This is a genomic window from Streptomyces sp. NPDC058653, from assembly GCF_042716895.1.
Classification (GTDB): domain Bacteria; phylum Actinomycetota; class Actinomycetes; order Streptomycetales; family Streptomycetaceae; genus Streptomyces.
The window spans coordinates 42,695-61,760 of the sequence record NZ_JBHXRM010000005.1; the positions used below are offsets into that span (position 1 = coordinate 42,695).

12 protein-coding genes are annotated in these 19,066 nt (G+C 70.6%); 5 read left to right on the forward strand and 7 right to left on the reverse strand.

Annotation, left to right across the window (positions count from 1 at the left end):
• Positions 1-41: 41 nt before the first annotated feature.
• A complete protein-coding gene (ligA, locus tag ACFWU9_RS06160) occupies positions 42-2,213 on the forward strand; it encodes an NAD-dependent DNA ligase LigA (RefSeq protein ID WP_384315193.1) in 2,172 nt (723 codons plus the stop codon).
• Positions 2,214-2,309: 96 nt separating this feature from the next.
• On the opposite strand, the gene ACFWU9_RS06165 is transcribed toward ligA, so the two are convergent.
• The gene (locus ACFWU9_RS06165; RefSeq protein ID WP_384315194.1) at positions 2,310-3,332 is read right to left on the reverse strand and encodes a GlxA family transcriptional regulator; all 1,023 of its coding nucleotides are present in this window, start codon (positions 3,330-3,332) and stop codon (positions 2,310-2,312) included.
• A gap of 52 nt (positions 3,333-3,384) precedes the next feature.
• On the opposite strand from ACFWU9_RS06165, the gene ACFWU9_RS06170 reads away from it, so the two are divergent.
• A complete protein-coding gene (locus tag ACFWU9_RS06170) occupies positions 3,385-3,789 on the forward strand; it encodes a cupin domain-containing protein (RefSeq protein ID WP_384315195.1) in 405 nt (134 codons plus the stop codon).
• An 86-nt stretch (positions 3,790-3,875) separates the two neighbouring features.
• Here the strand turns inward: ACFWU9_RS06170 and ACFWU9_RS06175 are convergent, their stop codons facing one another.
• Positions 3,876-4,382, reverse strand: a complete 507-nt coding sequence (locus ACFWU9_RS06175) for a hypothetical protein (protein WP_384315196.1) — start codon at positions 4,380-4,382, stop codon at positions 3,876-3,878.
• Between the two features lie 264 nt (positions 4,383-4,646).
• Positions 4,647-4,961, reverse strand: coding sequence for a nuclear transport factor 2 family protein (locus ACFWU9_RS06180; protein ID WP_384315197.1), 315 nt, complete (start codon positions 4,959-4,961; stop codon positions 4,647-4,649).
• A 417-nt stretch (positions 4,962-5,378) separates the two neighbouring features.
• On the opposite strand from ACFWU9_RS06180, the gene ACFWU9_RS06185 reads away from it, so the two are divergent.
• The gene (locus tag ACFWU9_RS06185; RefSeq protein WP_384315351.1) at positions 5,379-7,661 is read left to right on the forward strand and encodes an AbfB domain-containing protein; all 2,283 of its coding nucleotides are present in this window, start codon (positions 5,379-5,381) and stop codon (positions 7,659-7,661) included.
• A gap of 133 nt (positions 7,662-7,794) precedes the next feature.
• Here ACFWU9_RS06185 and ACFWU9_RS06190 read toward each other — a convergent pair whose 3' ends face one another.
• Together ACFWU9_RS06190 and ACFWU9_RS06195 are read right to left on the reverse strand one after the other, a co-directional pair.
• Positions 7,795-8,244: a spore-associated protein gene (locus ACFWU9_RS06190; protein WP_384315198.1), complete on the reverse strand. Its 450-nt coding sequence runs from the start codon at positions 8,242-8,244 to the stop codon at positions 7,795-7,797.
• Positions 8,245-8,471: 227 nt separating this feature from the next.
• The gene (locus ACFWU9_RS06195) at positions 8,472-9,713 is read right to left on the reverse strand and encodes a serine hydrolase domain-containing protein (protein WP_384315199.1); all 1,242 of its coding nucleotides are present in this window, start codon (positions 9,711-9,713) and stop codon (positions 8,472-8,474) included.
• A gap of 524 nt (positions 9,714-10,237) precedes the next feature.
• On the opposite strand from ACFWU9_RS06195, the gene ACFWU9_RS06200 reads away from it, so the two are divergent.
• Together ACFWU9_RS06200 and ACFWU9_RS06205 are read left to right on the forward strand one after the other, a co-directional pair.
• Positions 10,238-13,117, forward strand: coding sequence for a carbohydrate-binding protein (locus ACFWU9_RS06200; RefSeq protein WP_384315200.1), 2,880 nt, complete (start codon positions 10,238-10,240; stop codon positions 13,115-13,117).
• A gap of 20 nt (positions 13,118-13,137) precedes the next feature.
• On the forward strand, positions 13,138-14,865 hold the full coding sequence (locus ACFWU9_RS06205; RefSeq protein ID WP_384315352.1) for a ThuA domain-containing protein: 1,728 nt from the start codon (positions 13,138-13,140) through the stop codon (positions 14,863-14,865).
• An 80-nt stretch (positions 14,866-14,945) separates the two neighbouring features.
• On the opposite strand, the gene ACFWU9_RS06210 is transcribed toward ACFWU9_RS06205, so the two are convergent.
• Both ACFWU9_RS06210 and ACFWU9_RS06215 read right to left on the reverse strand, forming a co-directional pair.
• Positions 14,946-16,655, reverse strand: a complete 1,710-nt coding sequence (locus ACFWU9_RS06210) for an alpha-glucosidase (RefSeq protein WP_384315201.1) — start codon at positions 16,653-16,655, stop codon at positions 14,946-14,948.
• 55 nt (positions 16,656-16,710) lie between these two features.
• The gene (locus tag ACFWU9_RS06215) at positions 16,711-18,879 is read right to left on the reverse strand and encodes an alpha-galactosidase (RefSeq protein ID WP_384315202.1); all 2,169 of its coding nucleotides are present in this window, start codon (positions 18,877-18,879) and stop codon (positions 16,711-16,713) included.
• Positions 18,880-19,066 lie beyond the last annotated feature (187 nt).

Sequence of the window (19,066 nt, forward strand, 5' to 3'; positions counted from 1 at the left end):
TCCCGCCGTGGGCAGGGGCATTGTCAGTGGTGCGCGGCAAGATGAGGGACATGACGACACCCGCAGCCGTACTTGTCGACGCAGCCGCCTACGCCGTGGCGGTCGAGACCGCGACGAAGGCCGCCGCCGCCTATTACGCGACGGGCGAGAGCGCCCTCGACGACGACGCCTACGACCGCCTGGCGCGGGGGATAGCCGCCTACGAGGAGGCTCATCCCGACGAGATCTCCGCCGACTCGCCCAGCGGGAAGGTGGCGGGCGGCGCGGTCGTCGGGGACGTACCGCACACGGTGCCGATGCTCTCCCTGGACAACGTTTTCGGCGGCGAGGAGTTCACCGCCTGGGCCGCGTCGCTGGAGCGGCGGATCGGGCGCCCGGTCGGGAGCTGGAGCGTCGAGCCGAAGCTGGACGGCCTGGCCGTCGCCGCCAGGTACGAGGACGGGCGCCTGGCCCGGCTCATCACGCGCGGGGACGGGCTCGCGGGCGAGGACGTCTCGCACGCGATCGGGATGATCGAGGGCCTGCCCGACCGGCTCAAGGAGCCCGTCACCCTCGAGGTGCGGGGCGAGGTCCTGATGACCGTGGAGCAGTTCGAGCGGGCCAACACGCTCCGCACCGGCCACGGCGGGACGCCGTTCGCCAATCCGCGCAGCGCGGCGGCAGGGAGCGTGCGGGCGAAGGACCGTCCGTACCAGGTGGAGATGACCTTCTTCGCCTACGCGGCCCTGCCCCTCGCCGGGACCGCCGACGGGCCTGCCGCCTCTCTGGCGGAGCTGCCGCACAGCGAGGTGCTGGCCTTCGTGGCGGCTCTGGGCGTGCACACCACGGCCGGCACCACCGTCCCGCCCAGGACGGTGACCGACCCCGAGGCCGTGCGCGGGCGCGTGGACGAGATCGCGGCGCTCTGCCCGGAGCTGCCGTTCGGTATCGACGGCATCGTCATCAAGGCCGACGCGGCGGCCGACCAACTGGCCGCCGGATCGGGCTCCCGCGCGCCCCGCTGGGCGATCGCCTGGAAGCTCCCGGCCGTCGAGAAGGTGACGCGGCTGCTGGACGTGGAGTGGAACGTCGGCCGGACGGGCACCGTCGCGCCCCGCGCCGTCCTGGAGCCGGTCGAGATAGACGGATCGACGGTCACCTACGCCACCCTCCACAACCCGAACGACATCACCCGCCGTGACCTGCGGATCGGCGACCACGTGATGGTCTACAAGGCGGGCGACATCATCCCCCGGGTCGAGGCGCCCGTGGCGCACCTCCGTACCGGCGACGAGACAGCCATCGTGTTCCCCGAGGTCTGCCCCCAGTGCGGCTCGGAGATCGACACCTCGGAGCAGCGGTGGCGCTGTGTCCGGGGCCGTAACTGCCATGTCGTCGCCTCCATCTCGTACGCCGCCGGGCGCGACCAGTTCGACATCGAGGGCCTGGGCGCGACCCGCGTCGTCCAGCTCGTGGACTCCGGTCTCGTCGGGGACATCGGCGACCTGTTCACCCTCACCCGCGAGCAGATCCTCGGGCTCGACCGGATGGGGGAGACCAGCACGGACAATCTCCTGGCCGCGATCGAGCGGGCCAAGGGACAGCCGCTCTCCCGGGTTCTGGCCGCTCTCGGCGTCCGTGGCACCGGCCGCTCCATGTCCCGGCGGATCGCACGGCACTTCGCCACCATGGACGTGCTGTGTGCAGCGGACGAGGAGGCGATGCAGCGGGTCGACGGGATCGGCGTCGAGAAGGCTCCGGTGATCGTGGCGGAGCTGGCCGAGCTGGCGGGCCTCGTCGAGAAGCTGCGTGCCGCCGGGGTCAACATGGTCGAGCCCGGCGCGACGCCGCCGTCGGACGACCCGACGGACCCCGGGGACGGCGAAGTCCGGGCGGGGAGCGGCCCGTTGGACGGGATGACCGTGGTGGTCACCGGCGCCATGACGGGACCGCTGGAGAAGCTCTCGCGCAACCAGATGAACGAACTGATCGAGCGGGCGGGCGGCAAGTCCTCCTCCAGCGTCTCCAAGCGCACGTCCTTGCTGGTCGCCGGTGAGAACGCCGGGTCCAAGCGGGAGAAGGCCGAACAACTCGGCACACGCATAGCGTCGCCGGAGGAGTTCGCGGAACTGATAGCGGCGGTTCTCGACGGCGGTGGCGACGACGACGGCGGTGACGCCGCCGTTCAGGACGTCAAGGAGGCCGAAGAGATGGCGGGCGCGGTGGATCGGTGACCCGTCAGATCCTGCGCGGCGGATCTTCGCGGGTCGGCCCGGGGCGGCGGAGCGCTCTCGTCCCGGGCGTACGGTGTCGAGTCTCCGGTGTCCCGGTCATGGAAGATCCGCCGGCGTCAGGGTGGGGCCGGGGCCGAAGCGGCGCTGGTAGGCCGACGGTGTCAGACCGGTCTCCCGGCGGATCAGGGTCCGCAGATTCGCCGCCGTGCCGAGGCCGCTGCGACGCGCCACCAGCTCGAAGCGTGACTCACCCCGTTCGATCAACCGGCAGGCGAGAGCGACCCGTTCACCGGTGAGCCACGCCAGCGGCGTCGTCCCGAGCTGCGCCTGGAAGCGGCGGTGCAGTGTCGCGGCGCTGACCGAGGCACGCGCCGCGAGGTCGGCCACCGCGAGCGGGGAGTCCAGTCGCTCCTGTGCCCAGGCCAGCACGGGAGCGAGCGACTCGTCCGGCGGATCCGGCACCGGACGCTCCACGAACTGCCGCTGCCCGCCGTCCCGGTGCGCCGCGAAGACCAGCCGCCGGCTCACGGAGTTGGCGACCTCGGCCCCGTGGTCGCGTCGGACCAGATGCAGCCCGAGGTCGAGCGCGGCGGCGCTCCCCGCCGCCGTCAGGATGTCCCCGTCGTCGACGAACAGCACATCCGATTCGAGCCGTACGGAGGGGAAGCGGGCCCGGAAGGAGTCGGCCCACTGCCAGTGTGCCGTGGCCCGGCGCCCGTCGAGCACCCCCGCCTCGGCCAGGGTGAAGGCGCCGCTGCAGAAGCCGACCAGGCGCGCGCCCCGCGCGTGGGCCCGCCGGACGGCGTCGAGCACGGCAGTGCGGCGCGGCACTTCTACGTCGGGCCGGTTGGGGACGATCAAGGTGTCCGCCGTGTCGGCCACCGCCAGCTCGGCGACGCCCGTGAGCGTGAAGAACCCGTCCCGCATCGGGGTGCTCGGCTCGGGGGAGCAGAGGCGGAAGTCGTAGAGATCACGGCCGATCTCGGGTCGGCGCAGTCCGAAGACCTCGGTCGCGCAGCCGAGCTCGAACGGGTTCGAGTTCTCGTCCACGATCACCACGACCCGGTGGACGCGCGGAGGGGCGTCCCGGCGCGGTCCCTGCGAGGATTCTTGCGTCATATGCGATTCCTAGCACTCACCCCGGCCGCGTGGAAGGGACCAGCATGGGCGCATGAGCCACGGAACCGAACGACCCATCTCCCTCGACAAGGCGCTGACCTCCTTCGACGCCCTGTGGAGCCCCCGTATCGTGACGCGTGTCAACGACTACGACGTCCGCGTCGCCAAGGTCGAGGGCGAGCATGTCTGGCACGTCCACGAGGACACGGACGAGTTCTTCCTCGTCCTCGAAGGCGAGCTGTCCATCTCCCTGCGTGAGCCCGCGGGCGAGCGCACGGTCGTGCTGCCCCGGGGAGCGGTGTTCACGGTCCCCCGGGGTACGGAGCACAAGCCGTACGCCGCCACGCGGACGGCGATCATGATGTTCGAGCCTTCGGGGACGTCGACGGTCGGGGACCGGCACGACGAGATCCCCGACCATGTCGACGCGACGACGGGCCATGAACTCGGCGACTGACCTGCCCCGCGCGGCGCCCTCAAGCAACGGGCGACGGGCGACGAGCGACAGAGGGCACGCTGCTCCCGTCGCCGGACCGACGGTGCCTAGGCCGGCCCGTCCGACGACGGCGACGGCGACGGCGGCCGGACGCCGGGCCGGACGTACGTCACGTCGAAGTCGGTCGCCCAGAACTCGCCGTCCTCCGACCGCTCCCAGCCGCCCCTGATCGTGTCGCCGGACGCGTCGAACGTCCCGGTGAACCGCTGGTGGAAGCCGGTCGCCGCGCGCCACTGCTTCCAGACGCCGGCGGTCAGGCTCGTACGGTAGACCCGCGCGACGCCCCGGCCGTCGGCGTACAGCGTCGTGAACTCGTCGGCCGTGTCGTCGTAACCGATGATCGTGCTCGTGGGGAAGGGCGCGTTCGCCCGCCACTCCGGCGGAAGCTCCGTCGAGTCCCCGATGTCCGTGCGCTGGATCAGGAACGCGCCACCCTCCAGCCAGGCGAACTCCGTCCGGACGGGACCCGCCTTGAGCCCGGCCGCCCACATGTCCCACTCGCCCACGGGGGCGTCCAGGCGGCTGAGCGCGGGGTGGGGCGTCGGATGGCGCATCGGTTTCTCCTCTTCACGGTTCGTCGGCAGTGCTGCCCTGTACCGGTACTGACTCGGAGATCGCCCCGGACTCATCGCTCCCAACCACGCGCGGTGGACGACGTCAGATCCGTCGTCCCGCACCCCGCCGCGGTCCCGCCGAGTCGCGGGCGCGCGTACTCACCGCGTACGGGGACGACGGCCCGGACCTCGGCGCACCCGCCGGTGACGCTCCCCGGTTCCGTCCCCTCCGCGGACCCGTCCGGCCCCGGCGACAGCGGGCTCCTAGGCCTGACCCGTGTCGAAGCGGCTGATACGGCCGTCGGTGACCGTGAAGGCCCAGCGCGTCCGCATGCTGCCGTACGTCGCGTTCGTGAACGTCGCTGTCAGGGAGCGGCCCCCGTCGGACGCGGTCTCGACGTCCATCCGGCCGCCGACGGAGAAGATCTCCTTGTCCACCCAGCCCGCGAGATCCCGCTCGCTCCCGTCGTCGGTCATCGTGGCGTTCGGGGTCAGGAGGGCGAAGAGGGCGTCGCGGTCGCCGCTGTTGATCGCGGAGACGAACGCGGCGACCGTCGGGTCCTCGGGGGTGACGCTCATGGGTGGTCCTCCTGGTGACTGGGTCGCTCGCACGTTCGTCGACGGGCACTGCCCGCCGCGCGGACCGCGCTGCGGGCAGTGCCATCATCACGTCTGCCACGCCGCCCCGCAGCCCGGCGGAACCGGTCGTGCGGCGAGGCTGTACAGCCCTCTTCCAACGATGTAAAAGATGCCTACGGGCCGCACCAGCACCGTCCTCGCCCGTATCACCGAGGAGGGCAATCGACCATGTACGCCTCGTACGACCCGTACAGCCCGCTGTCACGCCCCACCCCCACAGCCCACCCCACCACCCCCAGAAGCACCAGAAACCCCAGGGCCACCAGAAGCGCCGGTACCGCCGGCACCGCCGCCGGTCCCTGCGACCGCGCGACCGCCTGGCTCGGCGCTCTGCTCCTCCTCTGCGCCAGCCTCGTGATGGCCGCCGGTCCCGCCGAGGCGAAGGCCGGCGCCTGGCAGCCCAAGCCCTCCCCGATGACCACCCCGTGGACGAATCAGGTCCCGGTCGACAACCCGCTGCCGGAGTATCCGCGCCCCCAGCTCACCCGCCCCGACTGGGTCAACCTCAACGGCATCTGGGACTTCGCCGTCACCGGTGCGAACGCCGGGCAGCCCGCCTCGTTCCCCGAGCAGATCCGGGTCCCGTTCGTCGCCGAGTCGGCGCTCTCCGGTATCCAGCGCAAGATCACCCAGAGCGACAAACTCTGGTACAAGCGGAACTTCACGGTGCCGGCGGGCTGGAACGGCCGCCGCGTCCAGCTGAACTTCGGTGCCAGTGACTGGCAGACGACGGTCTGGGTCAACGGCCGGCAGGCCGGCGCCGCCCACAGCGGCGGCTTCGACGCGTTCACCTACGACATCACGCCCCTGCTGACGACGGGTACCAACACCGTCGTCGTCTCCGTCTTCGACCCGTCCCAGGCCGGCGGCCAGGCCGTCGGCAAGCAGCGCGTCAACGACGTCACCCCCCATCCCGGCGGAGGCATCTTCTACACGGCCGCGTCCGGCATCTGGCAGACCGTCTGGATCGAGCCCACCGCGTCCGCCCACATCACCCGGCTCGACCTGGTGCCCAGCCTCTCCGACAACACGCTGAAGGTCACCGTCCGAGGCGCCGGTATCGCCGGCCAGACCGCAAGGGTGACCGTCTCCTCCGGCGGCACGACGGTCGCCACCGCCACCGGCCCCGTGAACAGCCAGTTCTCGGTGGCCATCCCGAACCCGCGCCTGTGGACCCCCGAGGACCCGTTCCTCTACGACGTCAAGGCCGACCTGCTGTCCGGCACGGGCGGCACGGCCGTCGACTCCGTCGGCAGCTACGCCGGAATGCGCTCCGTCTCCGTCGGCAAGGTCGGCGGTGTCCAACGCCCGCTGCTCAACGGCAAGTTCGTCTTCCAGACCGGCACGCTGGACCAGGGCTACTGGCCGGACGGCATCTACACCGCGCCCAGTGACGAGGCGTTGCGGTACGACCTCCAGAAGCACAAGGACCTGGGCTTCAACATGGTCCGCAAACACATCAAGGTGGAGCCGCAGCGCTGGTTCTACTGGGCGGACCGGCTCGGGCTGCTGGTATGGCAGGACATGCCGGCGATGGACACCCGGACCCCGGACAGTGCCGCGCGGGTGCAGTGGGAGGCGGAGTACGACCGGATCATCGACCAGCACCGCAGCTCGCCGTCGCTGGTCATGTGGGTCAATCAGAACGAGGGCTGGGGCCAGTACGACCAGGCCAGGATCGCGAACGAGGTCAAGGCGTACGATCCCTCCCGCCTCGTCAACAACATGAGCGGCGTCAACTGCTGCGGCTCCGTCGACGGCGGCAACGGCGACGTCATCGACAACCATGTCTACGTCGGTCCGGGCACCACCACACCGACGGCCACCCGCGCGGCCGTCCTCGGCGAGTTCGGCGGGCTCGGCTGGAAGGTACCGGGACATGAGTGGTACCCCGGCGGCGGCTTCAGCTACGAGGACCAGGCGAGCGTCGCCGCGCTTAACAACCGTCTCGTCGGCCTCATCGACACCATCCGCGAGAACCAGATGCCCAGCGGACTGTCCGCGTCCGTCTACACCGAGATCACCGATGTGGAGAACGAGGCCAACGGCCTGCTGACCTACGACCGGCAGGTGGTCAAGGTCGACGCGGCCCGCCTCCGGGCCGCCAACCTCGCCCTCGTCGAAGCCTCACGCAACCCGCCGGCACCGGTCACGCTGCCCACCGGGCAGTACAAGTCGCTCCGCGTGACGACACCCGGCCACACCGGCAAGTACCTCCGCCATCAGGACGGGCTCGCCTTCACCGCGCCCGTCGACGCGAACAGCGACGGCCTGCTGAAGTCCGACGCCACCTGGAAGATCGTCCCCGGACTCGCGGGCAGCGGCTGCTACTCCTTCGAGTCCCTCAACTATCCCGGGCAGTATCTGCGACACCGTGACTTCCGCGTGTACAAGGAGGCGGGCGACGGGTCGGCGCTCTTCCGGGCCGACGCCACGTTCTGCGCGCTGCCCGCGAGCGGGGGAGTACGGCTGGCGGCGTACAACATGGCGGGAAGCTATCTGCGGCACATCAACTCGGAGGTCTGGATGGCGACTCGGGGCGGCGCGCGTGCCTGGGACGACCCGGCCATGTTCACCGAGGACACGATCTGGTCCGTCGACAGCCCGTGGGCCGGCCAGGGGGCGGTCGTCCGGGACTGAACTCGGGGTCTCCACAGAGCCCCGCGCCACCCCGCGACGCGCGGACGCCTTCCCGAAGGCGTCCGCGTGGAGGTCCGGAGAAGCCGAACCCGCGGGGTGGCGCGGAGACTCGTTGACGCGGGACCGGACCGGGTCAGCGGACGGTGGTGACCCGGCGCTCCTTCAGGGCCGCGCAGTTGGAGTTCTCCACCGAGACGTACACGTTGGCGATGTTGCCGCCCCAGCTGACGCAGTGGCCCTTGCCGTACACACGGCTCGGACCCGCGTACGACGTGAAGTTCCCGGAGTCGTCGGCCCACTCGTCGGTGTCGGGTACGTAGATGTACGCCGACATGCTCTTGGCGGTGCCCGGGTTGGTGCGGATGGTCGCGACGCAGTTCTTGCCGTTCGCCGAGTTGTACGTGAGGTAGACCGTGCCCTGTGAACCGATGGGAGCCGAGTTCACGGTCTTGTAGCCGCTGCCGCAGACCCCCTGCGGTGTGACATTGGGCGCGGCCTGCGCGGTGGCACCGAACGTGGCGGTGGCGCCGACCAGCAGTGCGGTCAACACTCCTGCGGACGCCGCATTACGCGTGATTCCCATTATTTCCCCCTTGTGACTCCGAGAGCGGTTTGCTCGCACTTGGTAGACCCTCGAACTCCACGAAGGGTTGTACTCGGTTGTCGGCGCTTCCAGGGCAATCACCCCGCGGGTGTACACCTCCGGCGAAGAGCGACCCCTGATGACTGCCGGTGACCTCCCGGGGTGACCGGGCGGCGCCGCTCCCGGTCAGGAGCGGCGCCGCCCGGTCCGGACAACGGGGGTTGGTGTTACTGGGACACGCCCTGGCGTCCCGTGCACAGCGCCGCGTCCACCGCTCCCCGCAAGTGGCGCAGCCGATCGCCCGACGCCGCGGCCGTCGTGGTGGAGACGGTGACATCGCCCCGGCCGGTGGTGGCGTGGCTCCCGCCCACCGAGTTCCCCGGCAGGTCACCGCCGTGGCCCCAGTACTCGCCGCCGCAGCTCAGCGGGATGCTCGCGACCCCGTAGCCGTAACGGCTGCCCTGCGGATAGACATCCAGCCCGCCGACGTCCGTCGTGTCGTCCGTCATCTGGCGAACCGCCCAGCCGGGGAGCAGCCGCCCGTCGAAGAGCCCTTCCCAGAAGGCGTTGAGATCCTTCGGGGTGGACACCAGACCACCGGAGGGGCCGAACCCGTGACCCGGCAGTTCCGTCATGTCGACCACACCCCCCTCCGGATCGGCCGGGTGGTGGCCGTAGTCGCGGGCGTGCGGGCCGCGCAGGGTCGGCTCGCCGGGCGCGGGCCAGTAGGTGTCCCTCAGGCCGAGGGGGCGCAGCACGGTCCGCTCGATGTAGCCGCGGTAGTCCTCCCCGGAGGTGTTGTCGATCACCAGGCCCAGGACCAGGTAGTTGGTGTTGGAGTACGCCCAGTCCGAGCCGGGTTCGAAGTCCTGGCCCTTGGCGAGCGCGAGCGCGAGACAGTCCTCGTCCGTGTACGGGCCGTCCGACCAGTCGATCAGATCGCTGTACTCGGGCAGTCCGCTCCGCTGCTTCAGCAACTCCCGTACGGTGACGGGGTTCTCCGCCAGCTGCGGGACATAGCGCCGGGCGGGCGAGTCGAGCCGTACCTTGCCGTCGGCCACCAGACGCATCACGGCGGCCGCGGTGAACGCCTTGGTGTCGCTGGCCAGTCGGAAGTGGGCGTCGGCGCCGACGATCGGCCGGTCCGTGCCGAGCTCCGCCGTTCCCGCCGTGAAAGTACGGCCGTTGACGTGGGCGAGCGCGCCGGGCACCCCGTCCCGCTCGACCAGCAGGTCGACTTGGTGCCGCACACCGCCGCCCAGTGCCTCCCGCGCGGCGGCGACGGGAACGGCGGTGGCGAACAGCGCGGGGGCCAGCAGCGCGGCGGCCACGACGCGGCGGCCGTGCCTCCCCGTGCCGGTGCCGGCCCCGGTGCCGGTGACCGTGGTGCCGGTCCGCGGCCAGGTCAGGGTCGCCGTTCCGGTCCTGGTCTCCGTCTCCGTGGCTGCGGCGGTCATCTCGCGGCTCATGGTTGAATCCCTCCTCGTACGTGCCCCCGGCCACGTCCCGGCCGATGAGACGAGCTTGATCCATCGGGCCCGCGAGATCACGGGGGCTGGACGGCAGATCGTGGGGTGTAGCCACCTCCACCGCGACAGTGAGGTTCTCCTCAGGAGCCGCCGTCGCACCGGCCGTCACCCGCGGCGCCCGTCGTATTTGTTCAGTGTGCGAACGCAATCCCCCAATGAGTCTCGGGGGCCGCGCACGCCGCGCCACGCTGCTCCTCGCGCGCTGTCGAACCCGTAGCAGGTCAAGCCCATTTGGATAGACCCTTGACAAATTAGTGGCCCGTTGCCAGCATGCGAAACTCTCGCGGGTTTCCCGCGAATGTTCGGTGCCGCATCACATGCCCTTGCACAGATCAGTACGGCTGCAATCCGGGTGACGGGACATCACCCGGGCGGCAGGTTCCTCCCTGAGTGAGACACGGTGGCGCGCTCGCCCGCGCTTCCGCCTGCCTCACCCCCCATGATCAGGTAAGGAAGGAAGCTCGATGTCAGGACTCTCAGGACGGCCGCGCCCGAGACAGAAGTGGCTGAGGTGGCTCGCGGTACTGGGTCTGGTGGTGGGTGGTGGCGCGATCAGCGTCCCCACCGCCGGGGCCCACCCGGGTCACCCCGGCCACGAGGCAGCACCCGCAGCATCCGCCGACATTCCGGCCGGCGACTACCAGCAGGTACAACTCGCGCTCGGTTCGGCCGAGTTGGGCGAGGCGATGTCACTCGCCGTACTGCCCGACCGTGCCGTCGTGCACACGGCGAGGGACGGAACGGTCCGCTACACGGACCCCGCGGGCAACACCAAGTCGGCGGGAAAGCTCGACGTCTACACCCATGACGAGGAAGGCCTCCAGGGGATAGCCGCCGACCCGAACTTCCAGAGCAACCGGTATCTGTACCTGTACTACTCGCCCAAGCTCAGCACCCCGGGCGGCGACGCGCCGGTCACCGGCAACGCCGCGTCCTTCGAGGCGTGGAAGGGCCACCTCAACCTCTCGCGCTTCACGCTCAAGAGCGACAACACGCTCGACCTGGCCAGCGAGAAGGTCGTACTCGAAGTACCCAACGACCGCGGCCAGTGCTGCCACGTCGGCGGTGACATCGACTTCGACGCGCAGGGCAACCTCTACCTGACCACGGGCGACGACACGAACCCGTTCGAGTCCTCGGGCTACTCCCCGATCGACGAACGGACCGACCGCAACCCGCAGTTCGACGCCCAGCGCTCCTCCGGCAACACCAACGACCTGCGCGGCAAGGTCCTGCGGATCAAGCCGACGGCGGCCGGCGGCTACACCGTGCCGTCCGGCAACCTCTTCGCGCCCGGCACCGCGCGGACCCGTCCCGAGATCTACGCGATGGGCTTCCGCAACCCCTTCCGGATGTCCGTCGACAAGGCCACCGGCATCGTCTACCTCGGCGACTACGGCCCCGACGCGGGTGTCACCAACGCGAGCCGCGGTCCCAGCGGCCAGGTCGAGTTCAACCGCATCACCGGACCGGGCAACTACGGCTGGCCGTACTGCACCGGCACCAACACCTCCAGCGAGACGTACAGCGAGTTCACCTTCCCCAGCGGCCCCTCCGCCGCGAAGTACAACTGCGCCGCGCCCGCGAACAACTCGTTCCGCAACACCGGTCTGGCGACCCTGCCCGCCGCCAAGTCGAGCTGGATCAAGTACGGCGGTGACGCGGGCTCCCCGCCCGAGTTCGGCGGCGGCTCCGAGTCGCCCATGGGCGGCCCGGTCTACCGTTACGACGCCAACCTCAACTCGAACGTGAAGTTCCCGCAGTCGCTCGACGGCCGCTTCTTCGCCGGTGAGTACGGCCGTAAGTGGATCAAGGCGATCGAGGTCAAGTCCGACGGCACCCCCGGTGTCATCGAGGCCTTCCCCTGGACCGGCACGCAGGTGATGGACCAGGCCTTCGGCCCCGACGGCGCGCTGTACGTCCTCGACTACGGCACCGGCGGCAACAACCAGGCCCTGTACCGCGTCGAGTACGTCGGCGGGGCCAACCGCAACCCCGTCGCCAAGGCCGCCGCCGACAAGGTGTCCGGACCCACCCCGCTGACCGTCGCGTTCTCCTCGGCCGGCAGCACCGACCCCGAGGGCAAGGCCCTCACCTACTCGTGGAACTTCGGCGACGGCACCACGTCCACGGCCGCCAACCCGAGCCACACCTACACCACCAACGGCACCTTCCGGCCCACGCTCACCGTGCGTGACCCCGAAGGGCTGACCGGCACCGCGAGTCTGGTCGTCACGGCGGGCAACACCGCGCCGACCGTGACCCTCGGAAGCCCCAAGGACGGCCAGCTGTTCTCCTTCGGTGACACCGTGCCCTTCCAGGTCACCGTCAGCGACCCGGAGGACGGGACCATCGACTGCTCCAAGGTCAAGGTCACCTATCTGCTCGGCCACGACGAGCACCGGCACCAGATCACCCAGGCCACCGGCTGCTCCGGCAATCTGAACGTGCCCGCCGACGGTGAGCACGACAGCGCGGCCAACATCTACGGGGTCTTCGACGCCGAGTACACCGACGCCGCCGGGCTGACCTCGCACAGCGTCCGTATCCTCCAGCCCCGGCACCGCCAGGCCGAGCACTTCGGCAACCAGGGCGGCATCCAGGTCGCCGCGCACGCCAACGCCGAGGGCGGCAGCACCGTCGGCTTCACCGACAACGGCGACTGGGTCGCGTTCAAGCCGTACAACCTGGCCAACGCCACCCGGTTCACGGCCCGCGTCGCGTCCGGCGGCGTCGGCGGCACCCTGGAGGTGCGCACCGGTTCCGCGACCGGCACACTCCTCGGCTCGGTGGCCGTCGCCCCGACCGGCGGCTGGGAGAACTTCGTCGACGTGTCGGGGAACATCACCAACGCCCCCACCGGGACGACGGAGTTGTTCCTCGTCTTCAAGGGCGTGACCGGCCAGGGCAACCTCTTCGACGTGGACGCCTTCACCTTCACCACCGGCACCAGCGGGTCGAGCCAGACCGTCGAGGGCGAGTCGTTCAGCTCGGGCCAGGGCGTCCAGGCGGCCGCTCACGCCCCGGCGAGCGGCGGCAACACGCTCGGCCACATCGAGAACGGCGACTGGGCCGGTTACGCCTCCGTCCCGACGGCCGGCACCAAGACCTTCTCCGCGAAGATCTCCTCGGCCGGCGCGGGCGGCACCATCACCATCCGCTCGGGCTCGGCCACCGGAGCCGTCCTCGGCAGCGTCGCCGTACCCAACACCGGCGGCTGGGAGACCTTCCAGAACGTCTCCACCTCCCTGACCGGCACCGGTTCGTCCGGGGCGCTGTTCCTCACCTTCAGCGGTGGGGCCGGAGCGCTCTTCGACATCGACACCCTCACTCTCACCAAGTGACGCGAGTCAAGGAGACGATGATGCTCCGTCAGCTCCGCACCCTGCCGAAGACCGCCGCGGCGGCCTTCGCCCTCACCCTCGGCCTCGCCGCGTCACTCCTGGCACCGGCCACCGCGGCCGAGGCCGCCGACCCCGCGTACCGGGTCCTCGTCTTCTCCAAGACGGCGGGCTTCCGGCACGACTCCATCCCGGTCGGCACCCAGACCATCCGCGACCTCGGCGCGGCCAACAACTTCACCGTCACCGCCACCGAGGACAGCAACGCCTTCACCACGTCGAACCTGGCCAACTTCAAGGCCGTCGTCTTCCTCTCCACCACCGGCGACGTCCTGAACACCGCCCAGCAGTCGGCGCTCAAGGGATACGTGGACGGAGGCGGCGGCTACTTCGGTGTCCACGCCGCCGCCGACACCGAGTACGGCTGGCCCGAGTACGAGGGCCTGGTCGGCGCCTGGTTCAAGAGCCACCCGGCGATCCAGCGGGCCACGGTGAAGAACGAGGACCGGTCGCACGCGGCCACCTCGCACCTGAGCCCGACCTGGTCCCGCAGCGACGAGTGGTACAACTACCGCACCAATCCCCGCCCGCAGGTCCGGGTGCTGCAGAGCCTGGACGAATCCAGCTACAGCGGTGGGGAGATGAGCGGCGACCACCCGATCACCTGGTGCCACCCGCAGGGCAGCGGCCGGTCCTTCTACACCGGACTCGGCCACACCCAGGAGTCGTACGCCGATCCCGCCTTCCGCCAGGTGCTGCTCGGCGGCATCCGGTACGCGGCGGGCTTCGCCAAGGCCGACTGCCGCGCGGAGACCGGCTACACCCCGCTGTTCAACGGCTCGACGACCGGCTGGTCCCAGGCCGGCCCGGGCAGCTTCACCAACACCGACGCCACGCTGAACTCGCAGGGTGGCATGGGCCTGTACTGGTACCGGGCGAAGGAGTACGCCTCGTACTCCCTCAAGCTGGACTGGCGCATGGCCGGGGACGACAACTCCGGTGTGTTCGTGGGCTTCCCGGCCTCCGACGACGTCAACACGTCGGTCAACCAGGGCTACGAGATCCAGATCGACTCCACCGACGCGGCCGACCGGACCACCGGGTCGATCTACGGCTTCAAGGCGGCGGACCTCACGGCCCGCGACAACGCCCTGAATCCGGCGGGCAGTTGGAACACGTACGAGATCCGGGTGGAGGGGGAGCGGCTCCAGGTCTTCCTCAACGGCACCCGGATCAACGACTTCACCAACACCGACCCGGTGCGCTCGCTCCAGCAGGGACACATCGGTATCCAGAACCACGGCACCGGTGACGACGTGTCCTTCCGCAACATCAGGATCAAGGAACTGGGCGGCACCAACCCGCCCCAGACCACCACCTACGAAGGGGAGTCCTACACCTCCAGCCAGGGCGTCCAGCCCGCCGACCACGCTCCGGCGAGCGGCGGCCGGACCCTCGGCCACATCGAGAACGGCGACTGGGCGGGCTACTCCCAGGCGTCGCTCAGCGGGGCGAAGACCTTCGCGGCGAGGGTCTCGTCGGCCGGCGCGGGAGGCACCGTCCAGATCCGCTCGGGCTCGGCGACCGGAACGGTCGTCGGCTCGGTCGCGGTGCCGAACACCGGCGGCTGGGAGACCTTCCGTGATGTGTCCACCACCCTGACGGGCACACCGTCCGGCCCGCTGTTCCTCACCTTCACCGGTGGCGGCGGCGCCCTGTTCGACATCGACACCTTCACCATCGGGCGGTAGCCCCACCCGGCGAGCCGGCCCCGGGGATTCGTCCCTGGGGCCGGTCCGTTCTCGGGGCCGGTTCGTTTTCGGGCGACGGATCAGGTCAGGCGGCGCAGGACCCTCGCCTCCCAGGGGCGCAGCACGACCGCCGGGCCCGGCGGCGCGGGTTCCGCGACGTTGCCGAGCAGCAGTTCGGCGTCCCGCCAGCCGTCGTCCGGCAGTTCGGCCCCGGCCGTGTCGCCGGTGAAGTTCCCGAGGACCAGCAGCTCGGTCGCCGTACCGTCGGCCGCCACCAGCCGGCGGGTGTAGGCGTACACCCGCGGGTCGTCCGGCAGCAGCATGGTGAAGTCCCCGTGCGCCACGACCGGTTCGGCGTGCCGCAGCGCGATCAGTCGGCGGTAGTGGTGGAAGACGGACGACGGATCGGCGTACTCCGCCTCCGCGTTGACCTCGCCGTGGTTCGGGTTGACCGGGATCCAGGGGGTGCCGGTGGTGAATCCGGCGTGCGGGGACGCGTCCCACTGCATCGGCGTACGGGCGTTGTCGCGCCCCATCGCCCGGAGCCCCGCCAGGACACGCGCCGGGTCGGTGCCCCGGTCGACCGCCTCCGCGTAGTGGTTGAGCGACTCGATGTCGCGGAAGTCGTCGATCGAGGTGAACGGGGCGTTGGTCATGCCCAGTTCCTCGCCCTGGTAGATGTACGGGGTGCCCCGGTGCAGATGGAGGACGGTGGCCAGCATGGTCGCGGACCTCACCCGGTGCGCGGGCCCGTCGTCGCCGAAGCGGGAGACGATCCGGGGCTGGTCGTGGTTGTTCCAGTACAGGCTGTTCCAGCCGGTCCCGCTGAGCCCGTCCTGCCAGCGGCCGAACGACGCCTTGAGATCGAGCAGATTCAGCGGCCGTACGTCGAACTTGCCGTCGCCCTGGTCGAGTCCGACGTGCTCGAACTGGAAGACCATGTCCACCTCGGCCCGTGCCGGATCGGTGAAGAGCCTCGCCTCGTCGACGGTGACGCCCGGCATCTCACCGACCGTCAGCAGCCGCTCGGGGCGCCCGGCGAAGACCTCGCGGTGCATCTCCTGGAGGAACTCGTGGATCCGGGGCCCCGCGCCGTGGTGGGTGCGGTCGGCGAGCCCGGGGTCCTTGGAGATGAGATTGATGACATCCATCCGGAAGCCGTCCACGCCCCGGTCGAGCCACCAGTTCATCATCCGGTGCACGGCCGCGCGGACCTCGGGATTCTCCCAGTTGAGATCGGGCTGCTTACGGGAGAAGAGATGCAGGTAGTACGCCTCACCCGCCTCGTCGTGCTCCCACGCCGAGCCCGAGAAGAACGAGCGCCAGTTGTTGGGCTCGGCCCCCGGGGTGCCCGGGACCGCGCCGTCCCGGGCCGGCCGCCACCAGTACCAGTCGCGCCGGGGACTGTCCGGTCCCCGCCGGGACTCGGTGAACCAGGGGTGCTCGTCGGAGGTGTGGTTGACCACGAGGTCCATGACCAGCTTCATGGACCGCGCGTGGACGGCGGCCAGCAGATCGTCGAAGTCCGCCAGTGTGCCGAAGGACGGATCGATGTCCTGGTAGTCGCTGATGTCGTAGCCGTTGTCGTCCTGCGGCGACGGATAGACCGGCGACAGCCACAGGACGTCCACGCCGAGTTCGGCGAGATGGTCCAGGCGGTCGATGATGCCGCGCAGGTCCCCCACGCCGTCGCCGTCGGAATCGGCGAAGCTGCGCGGATATATCTGGTAGACGACCGCGGTTTTCCACCAGGGTTCGGGGGAGCCGGGGGAGGGGGAGTCGGTGCTCATGTGCCTGGACCTCACTTGCCTTCGTCGGTCGTGCCCTTCGCCGTGCCGCTCGCCGTCAGAGTCTGCGTGCCTCCACGAGCACGAGCCGTTCGGGGAAGAGTGTCGGTGCCCGCACCCCGGCGACGGCCAGCATCCGCCCGGTCAGCTCCACCCCGTCCGGGCGCTCCCACCAGAGCGGGTCGGACCGGTGGGGTCCCTCGGGCCGGTCGCCGGGGCGCTGGGGCCGTATCCGGTAGCGGGCGTCCGCGTCGAGTCCGGGGAGCCGGACGGGTCCGGCCGGGGACATCACGCCGGTCGCCGTCTGGACGAGGGCGTACAGCGCGTGCGAGCGGTCGGGCGCCACCACGCCGTGCACCGAGAGCGCCGGGTCGGGATGGTCGCCGTGGACGACCGTACCGGTGTGCAGCAGCGGCCGGAGCCGCTTGTACGCGGTGACCCACTCGGCGAGACGGGCGCGCTCGCCGGGGTCGGCGGCGGTGAGGTCCCACTCGATGCCGAAGTGCCCGAAGAGCGCGGTCCCGGCCCGGAAGTCGAGCGTATGGGCACGGCCCGTGGTGTGCGAGACGGGTGAGCCGACATGCGCGCCGAGGAGCTCGGGCGGCAGCAGCAGCCCGGTCCAGCGCTGGATCTCCTGTCTTTCGAGCGCGTCGATGCAGTCGCTGGTCCAGACGCGGTCGGTCCGCTCCAGGATGCCGAGGTCGATCCTGCCTCCGCCGGACGAGCAGGACTCGATCTCCAACTCCGGGTGCCGGGAGCGCAGTTCGTCCAGCAGCCGGTACGCGGCGGCGGTCTGGGCGTGGACCCCGGCGGCCCCCGTCGGACTGTGTCCGGCCTCCACCAGATCGCGGTTGTGATCCCACTTGAGGTAGTCGATGCCGTACTCGGAGACGAGCGCGTCGAGCCGCTCCAGCACATGGTCGTACGCCCCCGTGTGGGCGAGGTCGAGCACCTGCTGCTGCCGGGACTCCGGCGGGAGCCGCCCGCCGGTCGCGAGAATCCACTCGGGGTGCGCGCGGGCGAGATCGGAGTCGGGATTGACCATCTCGGGCTCGACCCAGAGCCCGAACTCCAGCCCCAGGGAACGGACATGGTCGACCAGCGGACGCAGCCCGTCGGGCCAGACCGTCTCGTCCACGTACCAGTCACCCAGCCCGGCACGGTCGTGCCGGCGCCCCTTGAACCAGCCGTCGTCCAGCACGAACCGCTCGGCGCCCACCTCGGCGGCGGCGTCCGCCAGCGCGGTGAGCCTGTCGATGTCCTGCTGGAAGTAGACCGCCTCCCAGGTGTTGAGGGTCACCGGCCGCGGTCGCCTCGGGTGGTGTGTCCTCGCCCGCAGATGCCGATGGAAGCGCCCGGCGACCTCGTCCAGCCCATGCCCGTACGACCCGATGATCCAGGGACTCGTGTACGACTCGCCGCCCGCCAGCAGGATCTCGCCCGGGAGCAGGGTCTCGCCGCCGCCCAGCAGGGACACACCGGCGGGGGTGCGTTCGGCGAGGGTGCGGTGGTTGCCGCTCCACGCCACATGCAGACCCCAGACCTGGCCCGTACGGAATCCGAAGCCGCGCTCGCCGGCGAGATGCAGCAGCGTCGCGTCCGTTCCCGTACGGCCCCGGCGGTTCTCCCTCAGATGGGTGCCGAGCGTGAACTCGTGCCGCTGCGGGCTGCGTTCGCGCAGATGCCGGCCGGTGAGGTCGAGGAGTTCGGTGGCGTGGGCGGGCACGGGAAGGGTGAGCAGCAGACCGTCGAGCGCGTACGGGCGTTCGCCGGTGTCGTGGTTGGTGACGGTGGCGCGCTGCCGTACGAGCCCGGAGGGGGTGAGCTCGATCTCCAGCACGAGGCCGAGCCGGGCGTGTTCGTCGACGGCGTCGACGGTGAGCTGGTGGGCCTCGGAGAGGTCCGGCGTGCGGACGGCGCGGATCGAGCGGACGGTGAAGGCGGTGGAGAAGTCGGCGCCGTCCCGGTGGCCGGTGAGACCGGGCGTACCGAGCCAGCCGGCCGAGTGCTCCGGCAGGAGGGAGAGCGGCACGGGCAGATCGAGGGTGTTGGACATCGCCCGGGCGGCGCTCGCCGTGGCCAGCTCGGCGAGCCCCGCCCCGCCGGTGTCCCCGAGATCGTCGCCCCAGTGGAGAACCCGGGGCAGCCGGTCGCCCGTGCAGTCGAGTACCAGGCTCGTGCCCGGGGCGCGGAGGTGGAGGTGGCCACGGGCGGCACCGGTCTGCATACGGCTCCTCGGGTTGTCCGTCGTCCGTCGTCCGTGATCTGTCGTTCACCGGCCACCGGTCGGCCCCGTGCGCGCACTCGTCAGCCCGTCTGGTTCCGGATTTAGTTTCGGGGTGGAAGTTTCCGCCCGTCAATAGGCGGATGCCATGGGCCGGATGTGGCGGAAACCCATCCCTCGGCACACGTTT